This is a genomic window from Pseudomonas sp. PvP025, from assembly GCF_017832155.1.
GTDB lineage: Bacteria > Pseudomonadota > Gammaproteobacteria > Pseudomonadales > Pseudomonadaceae > Aquipseudomonas.
Genome location: NZ_JAFIBJ010000001.1, coordinates 544549 through 561780 on the forward strand (window position 1 = coordinate 544549; position 17232 = coordinate 561780).

Annotated in this window: 14 protein-coding genes; 10 read left to right on the forward strand and 4 right to left on the reverse strand. The window is 60.1% G+C overall.

Going from position 1 to position 17232, the window contains the following annotated elements; all coding sequences use genetic code 11:
* The first annotated feature begins 1 nt into the window (after nucleotide 1).
* The 9 genes from JOE32_RS02330 (at nucleotide 2) to JOE32_RS02370 (ending at nucleotide 9009) form a co-directional block, all read left to right on the forward strand.
* Nucleotides 2-1096, forward strand: a complete 1095-nt coding sequence (locus JOE32_RS02330) for an amino acid ABC transporter permease (RefSeq protein WP_209981049.1) — start codon at nucleotides 2-4, stop codon at nucleotides 1094-1096.
* The gene (locus JOE32_RS02335; protein WP_209981052.1) at nucleotides 1093-1863 is read left to right on the forward strand and encodes an amino acid ABC transporter ATP-binding protein; all 771 of its coding nucleotides are present in this window, start codon (nucleotides 1093-1095) and stop codon (nucleotides 1861-1863) included. The genes JOE32_RS02330 and JOE32_RS02335 overlap by 4 nt, the downstream gene beginning before the upstream one ends.
* Entirely contained in the window at nucleotides 1860-2828 is a 969-nt protein-coding gene (locus tag JOE32_RS02340) for an isoaspartyl peptidase/L-asparaginase (protein ID WP_209981054.1), read from the forward strand. Before JOE32_RS02335 ends, JOE32_RS02340 begins: the two co-directional genes overlap by 4 nt.
* Nucleotides 2829-2884: 56 nt before the next feature.
* Nucleotides 2885-3988 (forward strand): alpha/beta fold hydrolase, encoded by a 1104-nt coding sequence (locus JOE32_RS02345; protein WP_209981056.1) that lies wholly within the window; start codon nucleotides 2885-2887, stop codon nucleotides 3986-3988.
* A gap of 244 nt (nucleotides 3989-4232) precedes the next feature.
* The gene (locus tag JOE32_RS02350) at nucleotides 4233-5579 is read left to right on the forward strand and encodes an OprD family outer membrane porin (protein ID WP_209981058.1); all 1347 of its coding nucleotides are present in this window, start codon (nucleotides 4233-4235) and stop codon (nucleotides 5577-5579) included.
* Between the two features lie 126 nt (nucleotides 5580-5705).
* The gene (locus JOE32_RS02355; protein ID WP_209981060.1) at nucleotides 5706-7337 is read left to right on the forward strand and encodes a methyl-accepting chemotaxis protein; all 1632 of its coding nucleotides are present in this window, start codon (nucleotides 5706-5708) and stop codon (nucleotides 7335-7337) included.
* 126 nt (nucleotides 7338-7463) lie between these two features.
* Nucleotides 7464-7820, forward strand: coding sequence for a hypothetical protein (locus JOE32_RS02360; protein ID WP_209981062.1), 357 nt, complete (start codon nucleotides 7464-7466; stop codon nucleotides 7818-7820).
* A 70-nt stretch (nucleotides 7821-7890) separates the two neighbouring features.
* Nucleotides 7891-8223 carry a hypothetical protein gene (locus tag JOE32_RS02365; protein ID WP_209981064.1) on the forward strand — a complete coding sequence of 111 codons (333 nt, stop codon included), beginning with the start codon at nucleotides 7891-7893 and terminating at the stop codon, nucleotides 8221-8223.
* 144 nt (nucleotides 8224-8367) lie between these two features.
* A complete protein-coding gene (locus tag JOE32_RS02370; protein ID WP_209981066.1) occupies nucleotides 8368-9009 on the forward strand; it encodes a glycoside hydrolase family 25 protein in 642 nt (213 codons plus the stop codon).
* 89 nt (nucleotides 9010-9098) lie between these two features.
* On the opposite strand, the gene JOE32_RS02375 is transcribed toward JOE32_RS02370, so the two are convergent.
* Complete coding sequence (locus JOE32_RS02375; protein ID WP_209981068.1) at nucleotides 9099-9875, reverse strand: hypothetical protein; 777 nt, start codon at nucleotides 9873-9875, stop codon at nucleotides 9099-9101.
* A gap of 195 nt (nucleotides 9876-10070) precedes the next feature.
* Between JOE32_RS02375 and JOE32_RS02380 the strand changes: the two genes are divergently transcribed.
* A complete protein-coding gene (locus JOE32_RS02380) occupies nucleotides 10071-11384 on the forward strand; it encodes an APC family permease (RefSeq protein ID WP_209981070.1) in 1314 nt (437 codons plus the stop codon).
* On the opposite strand, the gene JOE32_RS02385 is transcribed toward JOE32_RS02380, so the two are convergent.
* The 3 genes from JOE32_RS02385 to JOE32_RS02395 all read right to left on the reverse strand — a co-directional run bounded on the left by JOE32_RS02385 (nucleotide 11374) and on the right by JOE32_RS02395 (nucleotide 15968).
* On the reverse strand, nucleotides 11374-13002 hold the full coding sequence (locus tag JOE32_RS02385; RefSeq protein ID WP_209981072.1) for a methyl-accepting chemotaxis protein: 1629 nt from the start codon (nucleotides 13000-13002) through the stop codon (nucleotides 11374-11376). The genes JOE32_RS02380 and JOE32_RS02385 overlap by 11 nt on opposite strands.
* Before the next feature lie 156 nt (nucleotides 13003-13158).
* Complete coding sequence (locus tag JOE32_RS02390) at nucleotides 13159-14745, reverse strand: rhamnogalacturonan lyase B N-terminal domain-containing protein (protein ID WP_209981075.1); 1587 nt, start codon at nucleotides 14743-14745, stop codon at nucleotides 13159-13161.
* Entirely contained in the window at nucleotides 14745-15968 is a 1224-nt protein-coding gene (locus tag JOE32_RS02395) for a pectate lyase (RefSeq protein ID WP_209981077.1), read from the reverse strand. The genes JOE32_RS02390 and JOE32_RS02395 overlap by 1 nt, the downstream gene beginning before the upstream one ends.
* Between the last annotated feature and the right edge of the window lie 1264 nt (nucleotides 15969-17232).

Below are 17232 nucleotides of genomic sequence, written 5' to 3' on the forward strand. Positions count from 1 at the left end.
CATGAACGAATTGACTCATATCGTCCCGGTGCGTTTGCCACCGCAGTCGACCCTCTCGGTGCGCGTCTGGCGCTGGGTGCGCCAGTCGATGTTCCCCAGTGTCGGCCACTCGTTGCTGACCCTGCTGGTGCTAGCTTTGCTGGCAGTGTGCATCCCCAAGGCGCTCAACTGGCTGGTGCTGGACGCGACGTTCGTCGGCAGCACCCGCGACGCCTGCAACCCTAACGCCGCCTGCTGGTTACCGGTCATCGAGCGCTGGAATCTCTTCGTTTACGGTTTCTACCCGGAAGCTCAGCGCTGGAGAGTCAACCTGGCATTCCTGCTGGCGGTCGGTGCGTTTGTCCTGTTGTTTTTCAAGCGTCTGGACCGCCGCGCCTTACTGGCGTACCTGGTGATGTTGCCGCTGCTGATGTGGTGGCTGCTCAAGGGCGGCGCAGGCCTGCCAGGCGTTTCGTCAACGCAGTTTGCCGGCATGACCGTGACCGTGATGCTGGGCACCATCGGCATGATTTTCGCGCTGCCGCTGGGCATTCTGCTGGCGCTGGGGCGGCGCTCGAAGAAGCCGGTCATCCGCCTTCTCTGCGTGCTGTACATCGAGCTGGTGCGCTCGGTACCGGTGATCAGCCTGTTGTTCATGGCGTCGCTGATGATCCAGTTGTTCCTGCCGCCGGGTGTGGCGTTCGACATTCTGCTGCGGGTGCAGGTGGTGCTGATCCTGTTCACCGCGGCCTACATGGCCGAAACCGTGCGCGGCGGCTTGCAGAGCTTGCCCAAGGGGCAATACGAGGCGGCGCAGGCGCTGGGCTTCGGTTACTGGAAAACCATGGGGCACATCATCCTGCCGCAGGTGCTCCGGCAGACCATTCCTCCACTGTTGACCCAGTTTATCGGCCTGTTCAAGGAAACCACGCTGGTGATGGTTGTCGGCGTGCTGGACATCGTCGGCATCGCCAGCAGCACGGCCGCGTCCGCTGAATGGGCGGGGCATGACCACGAGATCTACATCTTCCTTGCCCTGTACTTCTTCATTATTTGCTTCGCGTTGTCGCGCTATGCCCGCCATCTCGAAAATAACCTGGAGCATGACCGCTCATGAACATTGCCAATCACACCGATGTCGGCCCTGTCGTGCGTATCGAAAACCTCAACAAGTGGTACGGACAGACCCACGTGCTGCGCGATATTTCACTGTCGGTGGCGCCGGGTGAAAAGCTGGTGATCTGCGGGCCTTCGGGCTCCGGCAAGTCGACGCTCATTCGTTGCATCAACCAGCTCGAGCAGCACCAGCAGGGCACGATCGAAGTCCTGGGCCACGCACTTGACGGCAAGCATCTGGAGCAGTTGCGTCGCCAGGTGGGTATGTGTTTCCAGAGCTTCAATCTGTTCCCGCACCTTACGGTGCTGAAGAATTGCACCCTTCCTCAAACGGCCAACCTGGGTGTGCCGGTGGCCGAAGCCATCGAGCGCGCCTTGCAGTTGCTGGACAAGGTGATGATGCGTGATCACGCCAACAAGTATCCCTCGCAGCTCTCCGGCGGCCAGCAGCAACGCATCGCCATCGCGCGCGCACTGTGCATGCAGCCACGGATCATGTTGTTCGATGAGCCGACCTCCGCACTGGACCCGGAAATGATCGCCGAAGTGCTTGAGGTGATGACCGGCCTGGCCGAAGACGGCATGACCATGATCTGTGTGACCCACGAAATGGGTTTCGCTCGCAAGGTGGCCGACCGTGTGGTGTTCATGGATGGTGGAGAAATCATTGAGCAGGCGCCGCCTTCCGAGTTTTTCCATTCGCCGCAGTCGCCACGCACGCAACGCTTCCTCAACCAGATTCTGAACCATGGGGCGCAGCCGGCATGACATCTCCTATCGCAATCGCGTTGCACGGCGGGGCCGGCGTCCTGCAAGCGGGCGTTTTGAGCGCCGAAGACGAGAACGCCGTGCACGCCAGTCTGCTGAGCGCGCTCAAGGCCGGACTGAGCATCCTGGAGGGGGGCGGCAGCGCGCTCGACGCCGCCCAGGCCAGCGTGGTGGAACTTGAGGAGTGTCCCTGGTTCAACGCAGGCAGAGGCGCCGTATTCACGGACAAGGGCGATCATGAAATGGACGCCGCGATCATGAGCGGCGACCACCGTGAAGCGGGCGCCGTGGCCGGGATCCATTTTGCGCGCAACCCCATCAAGGCTGCGCGTGCGGTGCTCGAACACAGCGACCACGTGCTGTTGTCTGGCGTCGGTGCCGACCAGTTCGTTGCCGCCCAGGCGCTGGAGCAGGTCGACAATGCATGGTTCGACACCGAACTGCGCCGCAGGCAATGGCAAGCCCAGCGCCTGAGCCCGCAAACGCTCAGCCTGGAACCCGGCGGTATCGAGAAAAAGTTCGGCACGGTGGGGGCGGTGGCGTTGGATCGCAGCGGCCAGGTGGCCGCAGCGACATCCACCGGCGGCATTACCAACAAGCGTTACGGACGCATCGGTGATACGCCGCTGATTGGTGCCGGCACCTGGGCCGACAACCGCAGCGCGGCTATTTCCGCCACCGGGCATGGCGAGTTTTTCATTCGATGTGCCGTCGCCCACGACATCGCCGCACGCATGCGATACGCCGGCGCCAGACTGCGCAAGGCGTGCGACCAGGTGGTGCTGGGTGAGCTGAAAGCGGTGGGCGGCAACGGCGGCGTGGTTGCCGTGGCCCCCAACGGTGACACCGCGCTGGTGTTCAATACACCCGGCATGTACCGCGCCTGGCGCGATGCCGAGGGCGGGCTGCATACGGCGATCTACGCCGCAGAGGATCGGTTGCACGTTCAAGAGGCAACGACCTGAGCGTTTTGACGAATGTTGATGTTGTGATGAAGACCCCTTCAACCTGGAGCGCAATGATGAAAATAATAAAAACGTTGAAGAACGCCAAAGGTGTTCTGCTGTGTGTCCCCTTGTCCATCGCACTGTACGGATGTCAGCAGTTACCGCCAAAAGCGGTGGTTGCCAACGCCGACGCCGTACTGGATGAACCGGTTAAAAAAGTAGGCAATCAGCAACTGCTGGTCCGTGGCCCGAGCGGCGAAGGCGTGATTCCGGTGTTTGCCAGTGGCGATATCAACGCGGTAGCGCCGGACGTCACGAAAGTGTTTATCGTCATACATGGCACGCTCAGAAACGCCGACACCTATTTCGCAACGGGTCAACAGATCCTCGCGGGCGCTGGATCGCTGGGCAAAGGGGCAATGATGGTTGCCCCGCAATTTCTGACGGCTCCGGATGTGAAAGCCTTTTCGCTGCCTGCCCGGAGTCTGGCGTGGACGCAGGAGGGCTGGAAAGGTGGAGAGGCGGCGGTCGGGCCTGTGCCCCTCAGTTCCTTCGCGGCGCTTGACGCGCTGCTCGAGCATTTTGCCGATAAACGTCTGTACCCGGCGCTGTCCAGCGTGGTGTTGATGGGGCACTCGGCCGGCGCGCAGATCCTGCAACGTTATGCCGTAGTGGGGCGCGCCGATCCGATATTGACGCGTGCCCATATCGATCTTCGCTACGTGGTTGCCAATCCATCCAGCTATTTGTACTTCAGTGACGAACGCCCCGACAGCCAGGCTCTGGCAGGCGGTGCGTGCCCGGAAGCGACCAAATGGAAATATCAACTCAAGGACGGCCCCGAGTATGTGTCATCGCAGAATGTGAAAACGCTGGAGTCCGACTATGCCGCGCGCAATGTCGTGTACCTGCTCGGTGAGGCAGACACAGACCCCTACAAACACTTCATCGATCGGTCATGCGCGGGTATGTCGCAAGGGCCTTATCGGCTCGCGCGAGGACGCGCTTATTTCGATTACATGAAAAAGCGGCACCCGGCGCACTTGAAACAGAAGGTGGTCATGGTGCCAGGCGTCGGCCACGATAATTTGAAAATGTTTACCTCCAACTGCGGGATGGCTGTGTTGTTTGATCAACCGACACCCAAGACCTGTCCGGTTATAACAGGCGCTAAATAACCAGCGTGGACTCAAAGAGTCTTTTGATAGCGCTCCATGAGTTAGCGCGCCAATAAGACGCTCCGCGTTTGGATACTGTTAGTCAACAGGTCAGAAAGTTCCAGCGTTTTCATTAATCTCAAGGGTGCCCGTCAGTGATCATCATTGATGGGCTGGCCCGCGGACCCATTCAACTATAAAAAAGCGCCGCTTATCGCTGCGGTGTTAATAAGCCACGTTCGTTGGCACACTATTTGGGGGCAGTATGAACAAGCAAACTCTGGCGGTGGCCATTGCGCTCGCCAACGTATCGTCGTTCAGCGTATATGCCGGCGAAGCAGCAGGCGCAGGCGACTTTATCTCTGGATCCAAGGCAAGCATCAGCTCGCGCACCCTGTATTTCAATAACGACAACCGCGCCGGTGGTGCGGATCAGAAGGAAGCCGCCCAGGGGCTGCTCTTCAATTATGCGTCGGGCTATACCCAAGGCACGATTGGCCTGGGCCTGGATGCGCAAGTGCTCACGGGGATTCATCTGGATGGGGGCAGGGGGCATCATCCGGATAAAAACACGTTTTCGCCAAGCGATTCGGATGGCTCTGCTGAACAGACCTGGAGTCGCGCGGGCGCCAACGTGAAGGTCAAACTCGCCGATACAACGCTGAAGGTGGGCAATGCACTAAGTCCTGAACTGCCGATTCTCAATGCCAGCGAAAGTCGTGTGCTGCCGCAGACTTTCCAGGGCGGTATGTTAACTTCCAAAGTACTCAATGATGTAACGCTGAACGTCGGCAAGATCACGGACGCTGTTGGCCGCGCCTCCAGCAATAGTTCCGGGCTGTCTGTATCCGGCGCAACAAAGGACTCCAACAGTTTCCAGTTCGCGGGAGCCGACTGGAAAATTACCAGGAACTTGACCGCTCAAGCCTATCACTCTCAACTGAAGGATTTTTACAATCAAACCTTCCTCGGCCTGGTTTATCTGGTGCCGATTGGCAATGATCAAACCCTGAAAACCGACCTGCGTTACTTCGACAGCAACTCCGATGGCAAGAATGGCCAGGTGGGTTATCGCTTCAACAACAATGGTGGTTACGCAAAAGAGGCAGGTGAGGTTTCCAACAAGACATGGAGTGCCATGTTTACTTATGCCCTCGGCGGTCACTCCATCATGGTCGGTCATCAGCGCGTGAGTGATGATGGCGGGTTTGTGTGGGTCAATAATGGAAGCATCGCCGACAGCCGTGGGCGTAACGAGGGCCAGGGCGGGTCGGATTTCTATCTGTTCACCAACAGCATGATCAATCAGTTCGCCCGTGCAGGGGAAAATACGACATTCGGCCAATACAGCTTCAACTTCGCTTCCATGGGCATTTCCGGTTTGAAAATGAGCGTCGCCTACTTGCACGGTGATGACATCAGGGACGTGAAAAACGGCAGTGATCATTCTGAGTGGGAACGCGACATGCGTGTTGCCTACACCGTGCAGGAAGGACCGCTGAAAAACCTGAGCGCGACGCTGCGACACGGTGCGTATCGAGGCGACGGCTCGGGGGGATCCAATACCGATCAAACCCGCCTTATTTTCGATTACACCTATAACTTCATGTAAGGCCAACGGGAGGAGAAGTTGCATGCAGCAGCGGGGGAGGTCGTTAGAGCTCAAGGCTTATAACGGCTCTCGCAACCGACTCCCGCTGATTCGCTATTGGCCTGTATCCTATTGAGTCGACCCATCATGACGCTTCGTAATCTTGGTATCGCGCCGCGTGCCTCACTCTTTTTCGCCTTCATGGCCTTGTTTGTACTGTTCCTCGGTGTAATGAGCCTGGGCAAGATGGCTGACCTGTATCACACGACCCAGTCCATCGTTAAAGGCGGGCTGGCGCCCACTCGCCTTCTGGGAGAATTGGCGGATACGACAGCGCGCCTTCGCACCATGTCTTATGCGGTATTGGTCAACCGTAGCGCAGGCCAGGCGGATATTGAAAAGTCTGATGCGCGCATCGAAGAGTTGACTAAAAAAGCAGACCGAATAGTCAATGACTACGAGCCGCTGCTCAATGGCGATGAAGAAACGGCCAGGTTTGGCCAGTTCAAGGAAGCGCTTGGTCATTATGTGAAGGCGCAGGATGAACTGCGCAAGGCATCGCTGGCCAACCGTGAAGATGAGATCCGGGCTTTGATCAAAGGGGATCTCAAGAAGTACTCAAGCCAAATGGCGCCACTGGTTGACTGGCTGCTGGAGGATAACCGCAAGGATTCAGAAGCTGCAGTGATGGCGTCTTCCAGCAACTACCTGACGGCACGTAACGTCATCATCGCAGTACTGATATTGACGGCCGTTCTGACCGCGTTACTGGCCGTTATCCTGACGCGAAGCATTATTCGTCCCCTCAATGACGCCCTACGAACAGCCGAAGACGTAGCCCGAGGTGATCTGACCCAGACTGTGCACATTCAGGGCCGTGACGAGGTGACTCGCCTGCAACAGGCTTTGACAGCCATGCAGACCAACCTGCGCGATACCTTGCAGCATATCTCCGGCTCGGCGACCCAATTGGCGTTGGCCGCCGAAGAGCTCAACGCCGTCACCGAGGAAGGCTCAAGTACGCTCGAGCAGCAGAACAACCAGATCGAGCAGGCGGCGGCAGCCGTCAATCAGATGACCGCCGCCGTTGAAGAAGTGGCCAGCAATGCTGTGAGTACGTCGACCGCCTCGCAACAGTCGAGTGCGGCGGCGATGCAAGGCCGTCAGCGCGTCCAGGACACGGTCAATGCCATTGAGCAGATGACCACCGATGTCGAGGTCACTGCCGAGCAAGTGGGCAGCCTGGCAGGTCAGACGCGCGACATTGGCAAGGTGCTGGATGTGATTCGCGCCATTGCCGAGCAAACCAACCTGCTGGCCCTCAACGCGGCCATCGAGGCTGCTCGAGCCGGTGAGGCGGGCCGAGGTTTTGCCGTCGTTGCCGACGAAGTGCGGGCGCTGGCTCATCGCACGCAACAGTCCACTCAGGAAATCGAGGTGATGGTCAGCGGCATACAGCAGGGCAGCAGCCAGGCGGTCGCGTCAATGCAAAACAGCAGTGTTCGAGCCCAGGCCACACTGGGTGTGGCCCGCAGTGCGGGGCAAGCACTGGAGGAAATTACCCGCAGCGTTGGCGAAATCTGCGAGCGAAACCTGGTGATTGCCAGCGCCGCCGAAGAGCAGGCCCAGGTGTCGCGAGAGGTTGACCGCAACCTGGTTAACATCCGTGATTTGTCACTGCAAACATCAGCAGGTGCCCATCAGACCAACTCGGCGAGCCATGAGCTTTCGCGCCTGGCGGTTGAGCTTAATCAGAGGGTCATGCGGTTCAAACTATAGATCGCGACACGCCTGGCTTTTTCCGAGGGGCCGGAAAGTCTGTATGACAACGTTCCCTGCATGTCTGCCAAAAAAACCAACAGGGTGTCAGCCTGGTAACAGTGGTAAAAAAACAGGAGTTCCTCAATGGATCATCACTTCGAGCACCATATTAAACACGTCTTCGAGAGCGCCATGAGTGCTGCGCAGATGGCAGCGCTATGCAGTCTTATGGACGACTCGAGGGCTGACGCGAAACCTGTGCGTGGTCATGCCGATATTGTTGTAATCAATGCAAGTGAAAGGCTGCTGGACGCGCTCGGTACCTATACGAAAGTCGCTGAAGTAAAGCCAGGCCTGTGGGTGCTGGGTGATTTCACGCACAGGCTGGTCGACTGTTCACTCTTTGTCAAAGAGGCCGCCGTTGACGCTGCATTAAGTATCTTGTCGGAAGGGGTCGACGAAACGGATGGCCATTTTCGCGCGCCCAGTTGGGTCGAATAGAAAGTTTCCGGGGTCGTCTGTGTCACACCGCTGTCTATAACGTGCGTATTTAAAATGGAGTGCTACGGCTATGAAGTATCGGCTTTTATTATTGATTGCAGGCGTGTTGTCCGTCTCGTCGCTCAACGCTGGAGCGACGGAAATAAAGACGCCTTCGTCACACGTCCCGTCCACGTTCATCGTCTTGTGTGATTGTAATACCCACCTCAAGCGCACGCTGATCCAGCGTGAAATCAATAAAGCCGGCGCAAAGATCCTGTTTACTTATGACAATCTTGGCGGCTTTGCCGTCAAGACGCCGAAGTCAGATAATCCCGACCAACTTGAACAGAGGTTGCGTGGCATACCCGGAGTCAAGTCGGTAGAGCTTGATGGCGAGGCAGGCATCAATACTGGGAGCTGAACAGGGGAGACGCCGGTGCATCCTTGAGTAGGCGTGACTATGCAAGTCCACTACGCGCACCCCCAGAAAGTGCTACTCCGATAGTGCATGTGAGCTGATCGCCGATGGAAAAATGCGACGATCACCCATTGCAGGAGAGCAGAGATGAGTTGTGAAGAATCGAACAGTCGGGAAAATGCATGCGGTATCGACGTGTCGCGCTGGCAGGGCAACATCGACTGGGCGCGCGTGGCGGGCGCCGGCATCACCCATGCGATAGCGAAGATGACCGAGGGCGGTGACTACACCGATCCCACATTTGTCGAGAACTTCCAGGGGATGAAGGCGAACGGCTTGAAGGCCGGGGTTTACCACTATTTCCGTGCGTTGAGCAGCACGCCGTGTGAGCAACTGGCCAATATCAAGGCGCGCCTTGCCGAGGTGGACTTCAAGCTCGGGCAGGACATTTTGGCCATTGATGTCGAGACCCATCGCAACGAAAGCGCCACTGCGGATCAGATGGCGGACGCCCTGTTCCAGTTGGTGACGCTTGTTCGGGTTTCGCTGCTGGAGGGGGCCTATCCGCATATTTATGCCTCGCCCAACATCTGGAACAACCGCGTGGCCTGGCACACATATGACTTTAGCGAATGCCCGCTGTGGATCGCCAACTGGAACGTCACCGAACCTACAGTTCCGCAAACATGGAACAAGCAGGGCAAGAGTTGGCGATGGTGGCAGCACAGCAGCAAGGGACAGGTTGACGGTATTCAGGGGGCGGTGGATCTGAATTGGGTCAGGCTCTGATCGCAAGCAGCACAACGGCGCTTATGTGGGCCGTTGTCTGCTGCGCGAAGATCAGCGCCTGTTGCCCTCCTTGCCAGCGCCCCCGACCGCTAAGCAGCAGGCCTGACCCGAAAGGCCAGAAACACCGGGCCTGCGGGAAAGGAGCTGATTTCCAGCTCGTCCAGTGGATTGAGCGTGTTCATGCGGCTGCCGGCGTTGCTGTACAGCGTATGGTCGCCCGCAGCAGCGAGGTTGATCTTGCCGGCGGCGGCCTGGATCAGCGTCACCTTGAACCCTTCGGTGACTTCCTCACCTATCGTCAGGGTGACGTCGGTGTTGCTGATGACCAGAATCGATTTGCCTGAATCGGCCATGGTCAGGGGGCGACTGCCGGTGATCGAGGTGTTGGTGTGCACGTGGCCACCGGCGTGGTAGGTCACCATCCTGGGGTCGGCAAAGACGCGGGCGAAAGCGCCCACGTAATTGACGCTGGCGCGCATGTCATCAAATTGCTCGACCACATAAGTGCCGATGCTGCCGGTGGTGTCGGCATCGGAGTCAAACACCCATTTGCGACCGACCATCAGCCCGATCTGGGTGTTGGTGCGTACGCCCGTGCGCAGTTCTTCGAGGTACAGCGTGCCGATCTGGCCGCCGCCCTTGCCCTGCACGTAGGTAAGCCGCGCAATGGAGTGGCTGTCGCCCGTCGGGCTGCCCTGGGAGGTGTCGACCCGATAGTCGACACAGTCTGCCGAGAGGATGGTGGTGGTGGTGTTGGTATTGGGGGCCCAGGTGAACTCCAGCACCCTGCCGGCCTTGGCCTGTTCCAGTGAGACAGTGGTCTGCGAAGTGGTGCTGGAGCCTGACTGCTTCAGATCGTCGGTCATGATACTTGTCCTTAAGTGAGGTGTTTTTTTACTGTTCATTTATACAGTAGTTGCGATGTGGACGGTGCGCGAGGTGAGGCGACGAAATGCACGGGCGAGCCTCATTTGCCCGCAGCTTCGCCATCCTGATGGAACTTCAACTGTGCAACAGTCCTCCACCAAGGATGCCTTCATCACCTGCCGCCAGAGCCGCCCATGACCCAATCCCCCAGTAGCGCCAAACCGTCCCTGCGCCGGGCCATTAGCGGCCCGATGCTGTTTCTGTTCATCCTCGGTGACGTGCTCGGCGCCGGCGTCTATGCGCTGGCCGGCACCATTGCCGGCGAGGTGGGCGGGGCGATCTGGGTGCCGCTGCTGGTGGCACTGTTCTTCGCCATGCTCACTGCCGGCTCCTACGCGGAGCTGGTGACCAAATACCCGCACGCGGGCGCCGCGTCGGTGTTCGCCGAAAAGGCCTTCAAGTCGCCACTGATTTCCTTTCTGGTCGGCTTCAGCATGCTCGCCGCAGCGGTGACCAGCGCCGCCGGGCTTTCGCTGGCGTTTGCCGGCGACTACCTGGCAGCGTTCATCGATATCTCGCCCCCTCTGGCTGCGCCGATCTTTCTGCTGGTGATTGCGCTGCTGAATGCGCGCGGGATCAAGGAGTCGCTGGGCGCCAACATGCTCATGACGGCGATTGAACTGTCCGGGCTGTTACTGGTGGTGGTCGCGGCGGCCTGGTGTTTCCAGATGGGCGACGCCAACCTGGGCCGCGCGTTCGAATTCAAGCCCGGCATCAACCCGATGCTCGCCGTGCTCGGCGCGGCGTTGCTGGCGTTCTACTCGTTTGTCGGCTTCGAGACATCGGCCAACCTCGCCGAAGAAATCCGTGACGTGCGCAAGGTGTACCCGCGTGCGCTGTTCGGCGCGCTGGTGACGGCGGGCGTTGTTTACATGGCGGTAGGTGTCGCCGCGTCCACCGTGCTGCCAATGGACAGGCTGATGGCGACCTCGGCGCCGTTACTGGAAGTGGTGCGCGCCTCAGGCTTGAACATCCCGCCCAGGCTGTTTGCGTTCATTGCCCTGGTGGCGGTGGCCAACGGCGCGCTGCTGACCATGATCATGGCCAGCCGCCTGACCTACGGCATGGCCCGCCTGGGCCTGCTGCCCGAGCCGTTGTCGCGGGTGCTGCCCAAGCGGCGTACGCCCTGGGTGGCAATCATCGCCAGCAGCCTGGTGGCCATTGCATTGACGTTGACCGGCACCCTGGCGGCCTTGGCGCAGACGGTGGTGCTGTTGCTGCTCTTTGTGTTTCTGAGCACCAACCTGGCGGTGCTGGTACTGCGCCGTGACACCCTCGACGTCGACCATTTTCGCGTGCCCACCTGGGTGCCGGTGCTGGCGATTGTGTCGTGCCTGCTCCTGCTCAGCCAGCAGAGCCTCGACACCTGGTTGCGGGGCGGCGCACTGCTGCTGTTGGGCATGCTGTTGTACGGCTGCAACCGGCTGGCGACCCGGCCTAAAGCTTGAACTGGCGGGTCAGCTGATTGAGGTCGGTCGCCAGCTTGGTCAGCTCGGCTGTGGCAATCGCCGTCTGGTTCGAGCCTTCGGAGGCCTCGCTGGACAAGTCGCGGATGCTCACCAGGTTGCGATCCACTTCGCGCGCGACCTGGGCCTGTTCCTCGGCGGCGGTGGCAATCATCAGGTTGCGCTCGTTGATCTGACTCAGGGAGTCGGTGATGTCGCCCAGCACTTTGCCGGCGCCGTTGGCCATGTCCAGGGTCTTGCTGGCTTGAGCGCTGGTCTGGTTCATCGACGACACCGCATTGCCCGTGCCCGTCTGGATCGAGCTGACCATCTGCTCGATTTCCTGGGTGGATTTCTGCGTGCGATGGGCCAGGGCTCTTACTTCATCGGCCACCACCGCGAAGCCACGACCGGCTTCACCGGCGCGCGCGGCTTCAATGGCGGCGTTCAACGCCAGCAAGTTGGTTTGCTCGGCAATCGCCCGGATCACGTCCAGCACCTTGCTGATGTCATTGGCCATGGTCGCCAGCACTTGCACTTCACCGGAGGTGGACTGCACGTTGGCGACCATCATGTTGATGGCCGCGACCGTGTCGTTCACCTGATTGCGCCCGGCGATGGCGGCCGAGCTGGATTGCGCGGTCAGATCGGAGGTGGTGGCCGCATTGCCTGCGACTTCCTCCACGGCGGCGGTCATTTCGGTCACGGCGGTGGCCGCCATTTCAATTTCGTGGTTCTGCCGCTGGATGGTGCGCGACGCGCCCTCGGTCACGGCGTGCATTTCTTCGGCGGTGGCCGCCAGTTGCGTGGAGGAGTCGCCGATCAGCGCCAGTGCATCACGCAGATTGGACTGCATGGTGGCGATGGCTTTTGACAGTTGCGCCGCTTCGTCGGAGCCGTCCACCTCGATGCGCTGGCTCAAGTCATTGGCGGCAATGCGCTGGGCCATCAGCAGGGATTGATTGATCGGCACTGTAAGGCTGCGGGTGTAAAGCCAGGCCAACAGTAAAGAGGCGGTTATCGACAGGAGCAGGAACACGCCGACGATCATCAGTGTTTGCGCATAAACGTCATCGGCCTCCTGTCCGGCTTTTTTTGCTTTGTCCTGGTTAACGCTGATAAGCGCTTTTAATGCAGTTTCGACATTATCCGCCGCTACTTTCATTGGCCCGTTTGATATGGCGACTGCGCCTTCCAATTGCTGTGCGCTAACTAACGCAAGGTAATTGTCCTGAGTCTTGAAATAGTCGGCTTGTACTTCGCGTAAACGTGCAAACGCTTCCTGGCCTTGCGGCGTGACGATGAGGTTTTTCAAGGACTGCGCATATTGATCGATCAACTGCCGCGATTGCTGGATATCGCTGACCGCCTTGGTCCGGCGCTCCTGGGGCTCGATCGGGTTGCGCACCCGGGCGTTGTTGCCTCGGATGGTGACAAACTCCCGGTCCAGTTGGCCCAACAGTTGTACGCTGGGCAACACGTTGGTTTCGACATACTTCTCTGCTGTTCTAAGCAGCCCGGCTTGCCTGAGTGCCAGCAACCCCATCGCAATAATGATCAGGCAGAAAAAACCGAAACAAACAGCCGATCGCGGTGCGAGATTTAGTTTTCGCAAAAACATGGTAACTCCTCAGGTGTGGGCGCTTTCACCCGTGGAATTAATATCGACACTCTTGTTCGCAACTTTAAGTTTGTTCGAAATATAGTGTTGATTTTTTTGGCTCTGTATTGAGTCAATAACAATTAGATGTCTAATTGTTTCAGGGTTCGCGAGGCATCAGTCCTGCACCCACTGCACACTGTCGAACACAAAGCCCGGGCTCAGAAAACCCTGGCCCGTTTTACCCGAAGCCACGCCAATCTCCAGTGAATTTACCCCTGCATGCAAGGCCGTGGCCGGCACATTGACGTCGAACACCGTGTTGTTGCCTCGATACGTCCCACGGGTGATGCCACGGCTGTCCGGCTGGTTGGAGGCCTGCGGCAGCGGCGCTGTCCACTGCTGATTCACGCTCACCGTCGGCCTTCCGCCAGCCTGGGCCAGCGAGATGAACAGGCGCAGGCGGTAAGCGCGCAGCTCATTGGCAGCCAGGACGAATTGGATGCGCGTAGGGCTGTTGACGTCGCGCCATTGCGCGGCGGGGAAGGCGTCGGGCTTGCTGGTGCCAACGCTGTAGGTGACGGGCGCCCAAGGGGTCATGCGCGCATCACTGGGATGGGCGCAGGGCAGCAGACGCGCATTGAGAAACCCGGCCGGCGTGCCATCGGGTGTGCCGATCTGCCATTTCACATGACCCGCTGGCGGGTGTGCCTGCAAGCTCGCCTGGCTGGTAGCGCCTGCGCTGATATCCACCCAGCTCTGCGCCACCTCACGTTCACCCTGATACAGCGTCATGCGGTAATGCCCCGGCCGCATCGCCGTCAACTGGAACCGCCCGTTGCCGTCGGCCCGCGCCCAGTATTGGGCGTTGGCATTGCTCAAGCCCACCACTGCCGGCAGGCCATGGGCCACGCCGCCAACCTGGCCGGCGAGGGCACCGCGTTCTGCGCTGCCGACAAAGCCGGCAAGTCCCAGGCGGTCGTCGACGAACCCAAGGTCGGTCAACGCTGCGCCTGGCGCGTCACCGTCGGTGAACAGCAACCCATAGACGCCGTGCAGGCCGCCGCGATAGGGCTCGGTCTGGGTGTGGTTGGAGAACATATAGTTGTACAGCTCGTGGGTGACCGGGGTTTTCTGCGTGGCGATGTCCTTGAAGAACGGGCCGCCCGCGCTCAGCTCGCGGTTGCCCATCAGCATGTACACCGCCACCCCCGGGCCTTTGACGCCGTGCAGGGGGTCATCGATCATCGGTTGCGCCGAATAGAACTTGGAACTGGTGCGCCCGTCGGCCAGCAAAAACACGTCCTTGCCTTCGATGGCCGTGCCGACATTGGAGTCGGTGCCACGCTGGGCCTTGGGCAGCTTGCTGACATCCAGCCGCGCCACAAAGCGCAGCTCGCCCACCGGCAGCAGGGTCGGCGCGTAGGTCGCCATGTAGATCGCCGCGCGGCCTTTGTTGGCGAGGTAGTAGTGGATCAGCTCACCTGACCGCGCGCTGATCACAATCACATCGCCCACGGTGCGCGCCTCCACCTGTGCGCTGCCAAGGCCCGAAGCAATCTGCGAAGCCTTGGGTTCGGTGGTCTGCAGTTCGTTGCCGCGATAGCGCATCGAGACCAGGTCGCCATTGTGCGTGTCCACACTGAAGACCAGGTTGGCGCCGGTGTCGACCACGATGTGCGAGTCACTGCGGGTAAAGCCGAAACCGGCGGCGTGGGCCTGGGCTGTCAGGGTGCACAGCATGATCAGCATGAGACGTCGCATCAGCTTTTCTCCAGGTTCATATGGCCCGCACCGGCATCGCGGGGCACCTGCAGGCGCATCCTGTCGGGCGGCTGCGGTGCGACGAGGTACTGGCGGTATTGGCTGAACGCCTCCAGTGCCGCCGCGTCCTGCGGGCGATAATCGTCGCCACTCTGATGCTGCTGGTTCGGCACACAGGGCCTGCCGATGGCTGCCCGGCACGCGTTATCGGCGGCCGGGGCGAAGAGGGCGAAGGCGGTGCCGGGCTGGCGGGTATCGTTGAACAGCGGGTGGGACACGTCGTCGAAGACATTGCCTTCCACCAGCAGATGGGCGCTGGCGGTGCGCGACATGATCGCGCCCTGGTAAGTCAGGTGGGCGAACACATTGTTGACCAGTTGCGCACGCACCTCGGCATCGCCCATTCCGCCGGCGTGAGGCGCACGTCCCGAGGTGTCGTGCACGTAGTTGCCCACCAGCGTCAGGGTGTCGTGATGACCGAGAAACAGCCAGACCCAGTAGTGGTGACCGTCACAGGTCGCCGAATAGGGCGTGCGGCCGTCGAATTCATTGTTGGAAATCGTCACATGGGTGGCGCTGCCCCAGCCGCTCACGATCATCTGCCGGCCGATCCGCGCGAAGGTGTTGTGGTCGATCCACACGCCGTCGGCGTCGTCCAGCGTCAGCGCATCGCCGCCCCAGACCACGCGGGGGTTAATGTCCGAGAGCGTGAGGTTACGCACGATGACATTGCGCGCGCCGCCGCCGATCAACAAGCCGATGCCCTGAATCCCGGCATGGGCGCCCACGCCCAGCAACGTCTTGTTCGAACCGACCTTCAAGCGCTGCAGGCCGGCCTTGTCATAGCTCACCGTGGCCGGCGGCTTGGACTGGCAAAAATGGTTGGCGCCGTCGATGGCCCACTGGCCACCGCCCTTGGGGCAAGCGTTGGCCATGCAACCGGCCTCGGTCACCCGGGCGCTGCCGTCGGTTACTACGGAGCCGCGAAAATCGAACGTATGGTCCAGAGCGATCACGCGCGGCGTGGTGTCGATGCAGTTGCCGCGCGCATCGAAGCGGTCGCACAGAGCGTTTTTCAACTCCTCCAGGGTGGCGGGGTGCACGGCGGCAGCCTGGCCGCCGCCGCTGACCCCTCGGGCAAAGCCTTCAGGCGCCGCAGCGGCGTGGCACAGCGGCGCCGCCAGCAAACACAGGCAGAGCACAAAAGAATTTCGACGCATCATCGGCATGTTCCTGAGTGGCCTACCGCAGGCCGGCCATCATCCAAATATCCGGACGGATTTATCAAATGGTTTGAAACCGATTGCGATGTGCTTCAGCTGCCGTTCAGTTGCGGGCAAACCGGCGCTGTGGCTAAAGAGCTTGTTGTGGCGAGCGGGCTTGCCCCGCGTTGGGGTGCGAAGCGCCCCCATCGAGCAAAACGCGGTGTACCTGATACGGCTCAGCGCCTGGCTTTGGGGCTGCTGCGCAGCCCAACGCAGGACAAGCCTGCTCGCCACAGGGAATCTGCGCTTAACTGAACGGCATTAGGGCAAGCCCGCTCGCCACGATCGGCATGTTCCTGAGTGGCCTACCGCAGGCCGGCCATCATCCAAATACCCGGACGGATTTATCAAATGGTTTGAAGCTGATTGCGATGTGCTTCAGCTGCTGTTCAGTTGCGGGCAAACCGGCGCTGTGGCTAAAGAGCTTGTTGTGGCGAGCGGGCTTGCCCCGCGTTGGGGTGCGAAGCGCCCCCCATCGAGCAAAACGCGGTGTACCTGATACGGCTCAGCGTCTGGCTTTGGGGCTGCTGCGCAGCCCAACGCAGGACAAGCCTGCTCGCCACAGGGAATCTGCGCTTAACTGAACGGCATTACGGCAAGCCCGCTCGCCACGATCGGCATGTTCCTGAGTGGCCTACCGCAGGCCGGCCATCATCCAAATATCCGGACGGATTTATCAAATGGTTTGAAGCTGATTGCGATGTTCTTCAACTGCTGTTCAGTTGCGGGCAAACCGGCGCTGTGGCTAAAGAGCTTGTTGTGGCGAGCGGGCTTGCCCCGCGTTGGGGTGCGAAGCGCCCCCCATCGAGCAAAACGCGGTGTACCTGATACGGCTCAGCGTCTGGCTTTGGGGCTGCTGCGCAGCCCAACGCAGGACAAGCCTGCTCGCCACAGGGAATCTGCGCTTAACTGAACGGCATTAGGGCAAGCCCGCTCGCCACGATCGGCATGTTCCTGAGTGGCCTACCGCAGGCCGGCCATCATCCAAATACCCGGACGGCTTTATCAAATGGTTTGAAGCTGATTGCGATGTGCTTCAGCTGCTGTTCAGTTGCGGGCAAACCGGCGCTGTGGCTAAAGAGCTTATTGTGGCGAGCGGGCTTGCCCCGCGTTGGGGTGCGAAGCGCCCCCCATCGAGCAAAACGCGGTGTACCTGATACGGCTCAGCGCCTGGCTTTGGGGCTGCTGCGCAGCCCAACGCAGGACAAGCCTGCTCGCCACA

Bases quoted from the DNA above. Each gene is read 5' to 3' on its own strand.
- JOE32_RS02390 (WP_209981075.1), bottom strand. From the start codon at position 14,745: ATGCGACGTCTCATGCTGATCATGCTGTGCACCCTGACAGCCCAGGCC.
- JOE32_RS02365 (WP_209981064.1), top strand. From the start codon at position 7,891: ATGAAGTATCGGCTTTTATTATTGATTGCAGGCGTGTTGTCCGTCTCG.
- JOE32_RS02385 (WP_209981072.1), bottom strand. From the start codon at position 13,002: ATGTTTTTGCGAAAACTAAATCTCGCACCGCGATCGGCTGTTTGTTTC.
- JOE32_RS02330 (WP_209981049.1), top strand. From the start codon at position 2: ATGAACGAATTGACTCATATCGTCCCGGTGCGTTTGCCACCGCAGTCG.
- JOE32_RS02345 (WP_209981056.1), top strand. From the start codon at position 2,885: ATGAAAATAATAAAAACGTTGAAGAACGCCAAAGGTGTTCTGCTGTGT.
- JOE32_RS02335 (WP_209981052.1), top strand. From the start codon at position 1,093: ATGAACATTGCCAATCACACCGATGTCGGCCCTGTCGTGCGTATCGAA.
- JOE32_RS02370 (WP_209981066.1), top strand. From the start codon at position 8,368: ATGAGTTGTGAAGAATCGAACAGTCGGGAAAATGCATGCGGTATCGAC.
- JOE32_RS02355 (WP_209981060.1), top strand. From the start codon at position 5,706: ATGACGCTTCGTAATCTTGGTATCGCGCCGCGTGCCTCACTCTTTTTC.
- JOE32_RS02380 (WP_209981070.1), top strand. From the start codon at position 10,071: ATGACCCAATCCCCCAGTAGCGCCAAACCGTCCCTGCGCCGGGCCATT.
- JOE32_RS02350 (WP_209981058.1), top strand. From the start codon at position 4,233: ATGAACAAGCAAACTCTGGCGGTGGCCATTGCGCTCGCCAACGTATCG.
- JOE32_RS02395 (WP_209981077.1), bottom strand. From the start codon at position 15,968: ATGATGCGTCGAAATTCTTTTGTGCTCTGCCTGTGTTTGCTGGCGGCG.
- JOE32_RS02360 (WP_209981062.1), top strand. From the start codon at position 7,464: ATGGATCATCACTTCGAGCACCATATTAAACACGTCTTCGAGAGCGCC.
- JOE32_RS02375 (WP_209981068.1), bottom strand. From the start codon at position 9,875: ATGACCGACGATCTGAAGCAGTCAGGCTCCAGCACCACTTCGCAGACC.
- JOE32_RS02340 (WP_209981054.1), top strand. From the start codon at position 1,860: ATGACATCTCCTATCGCAATCGCGTTGCACGGCGGGGCCGGCGTCCTG.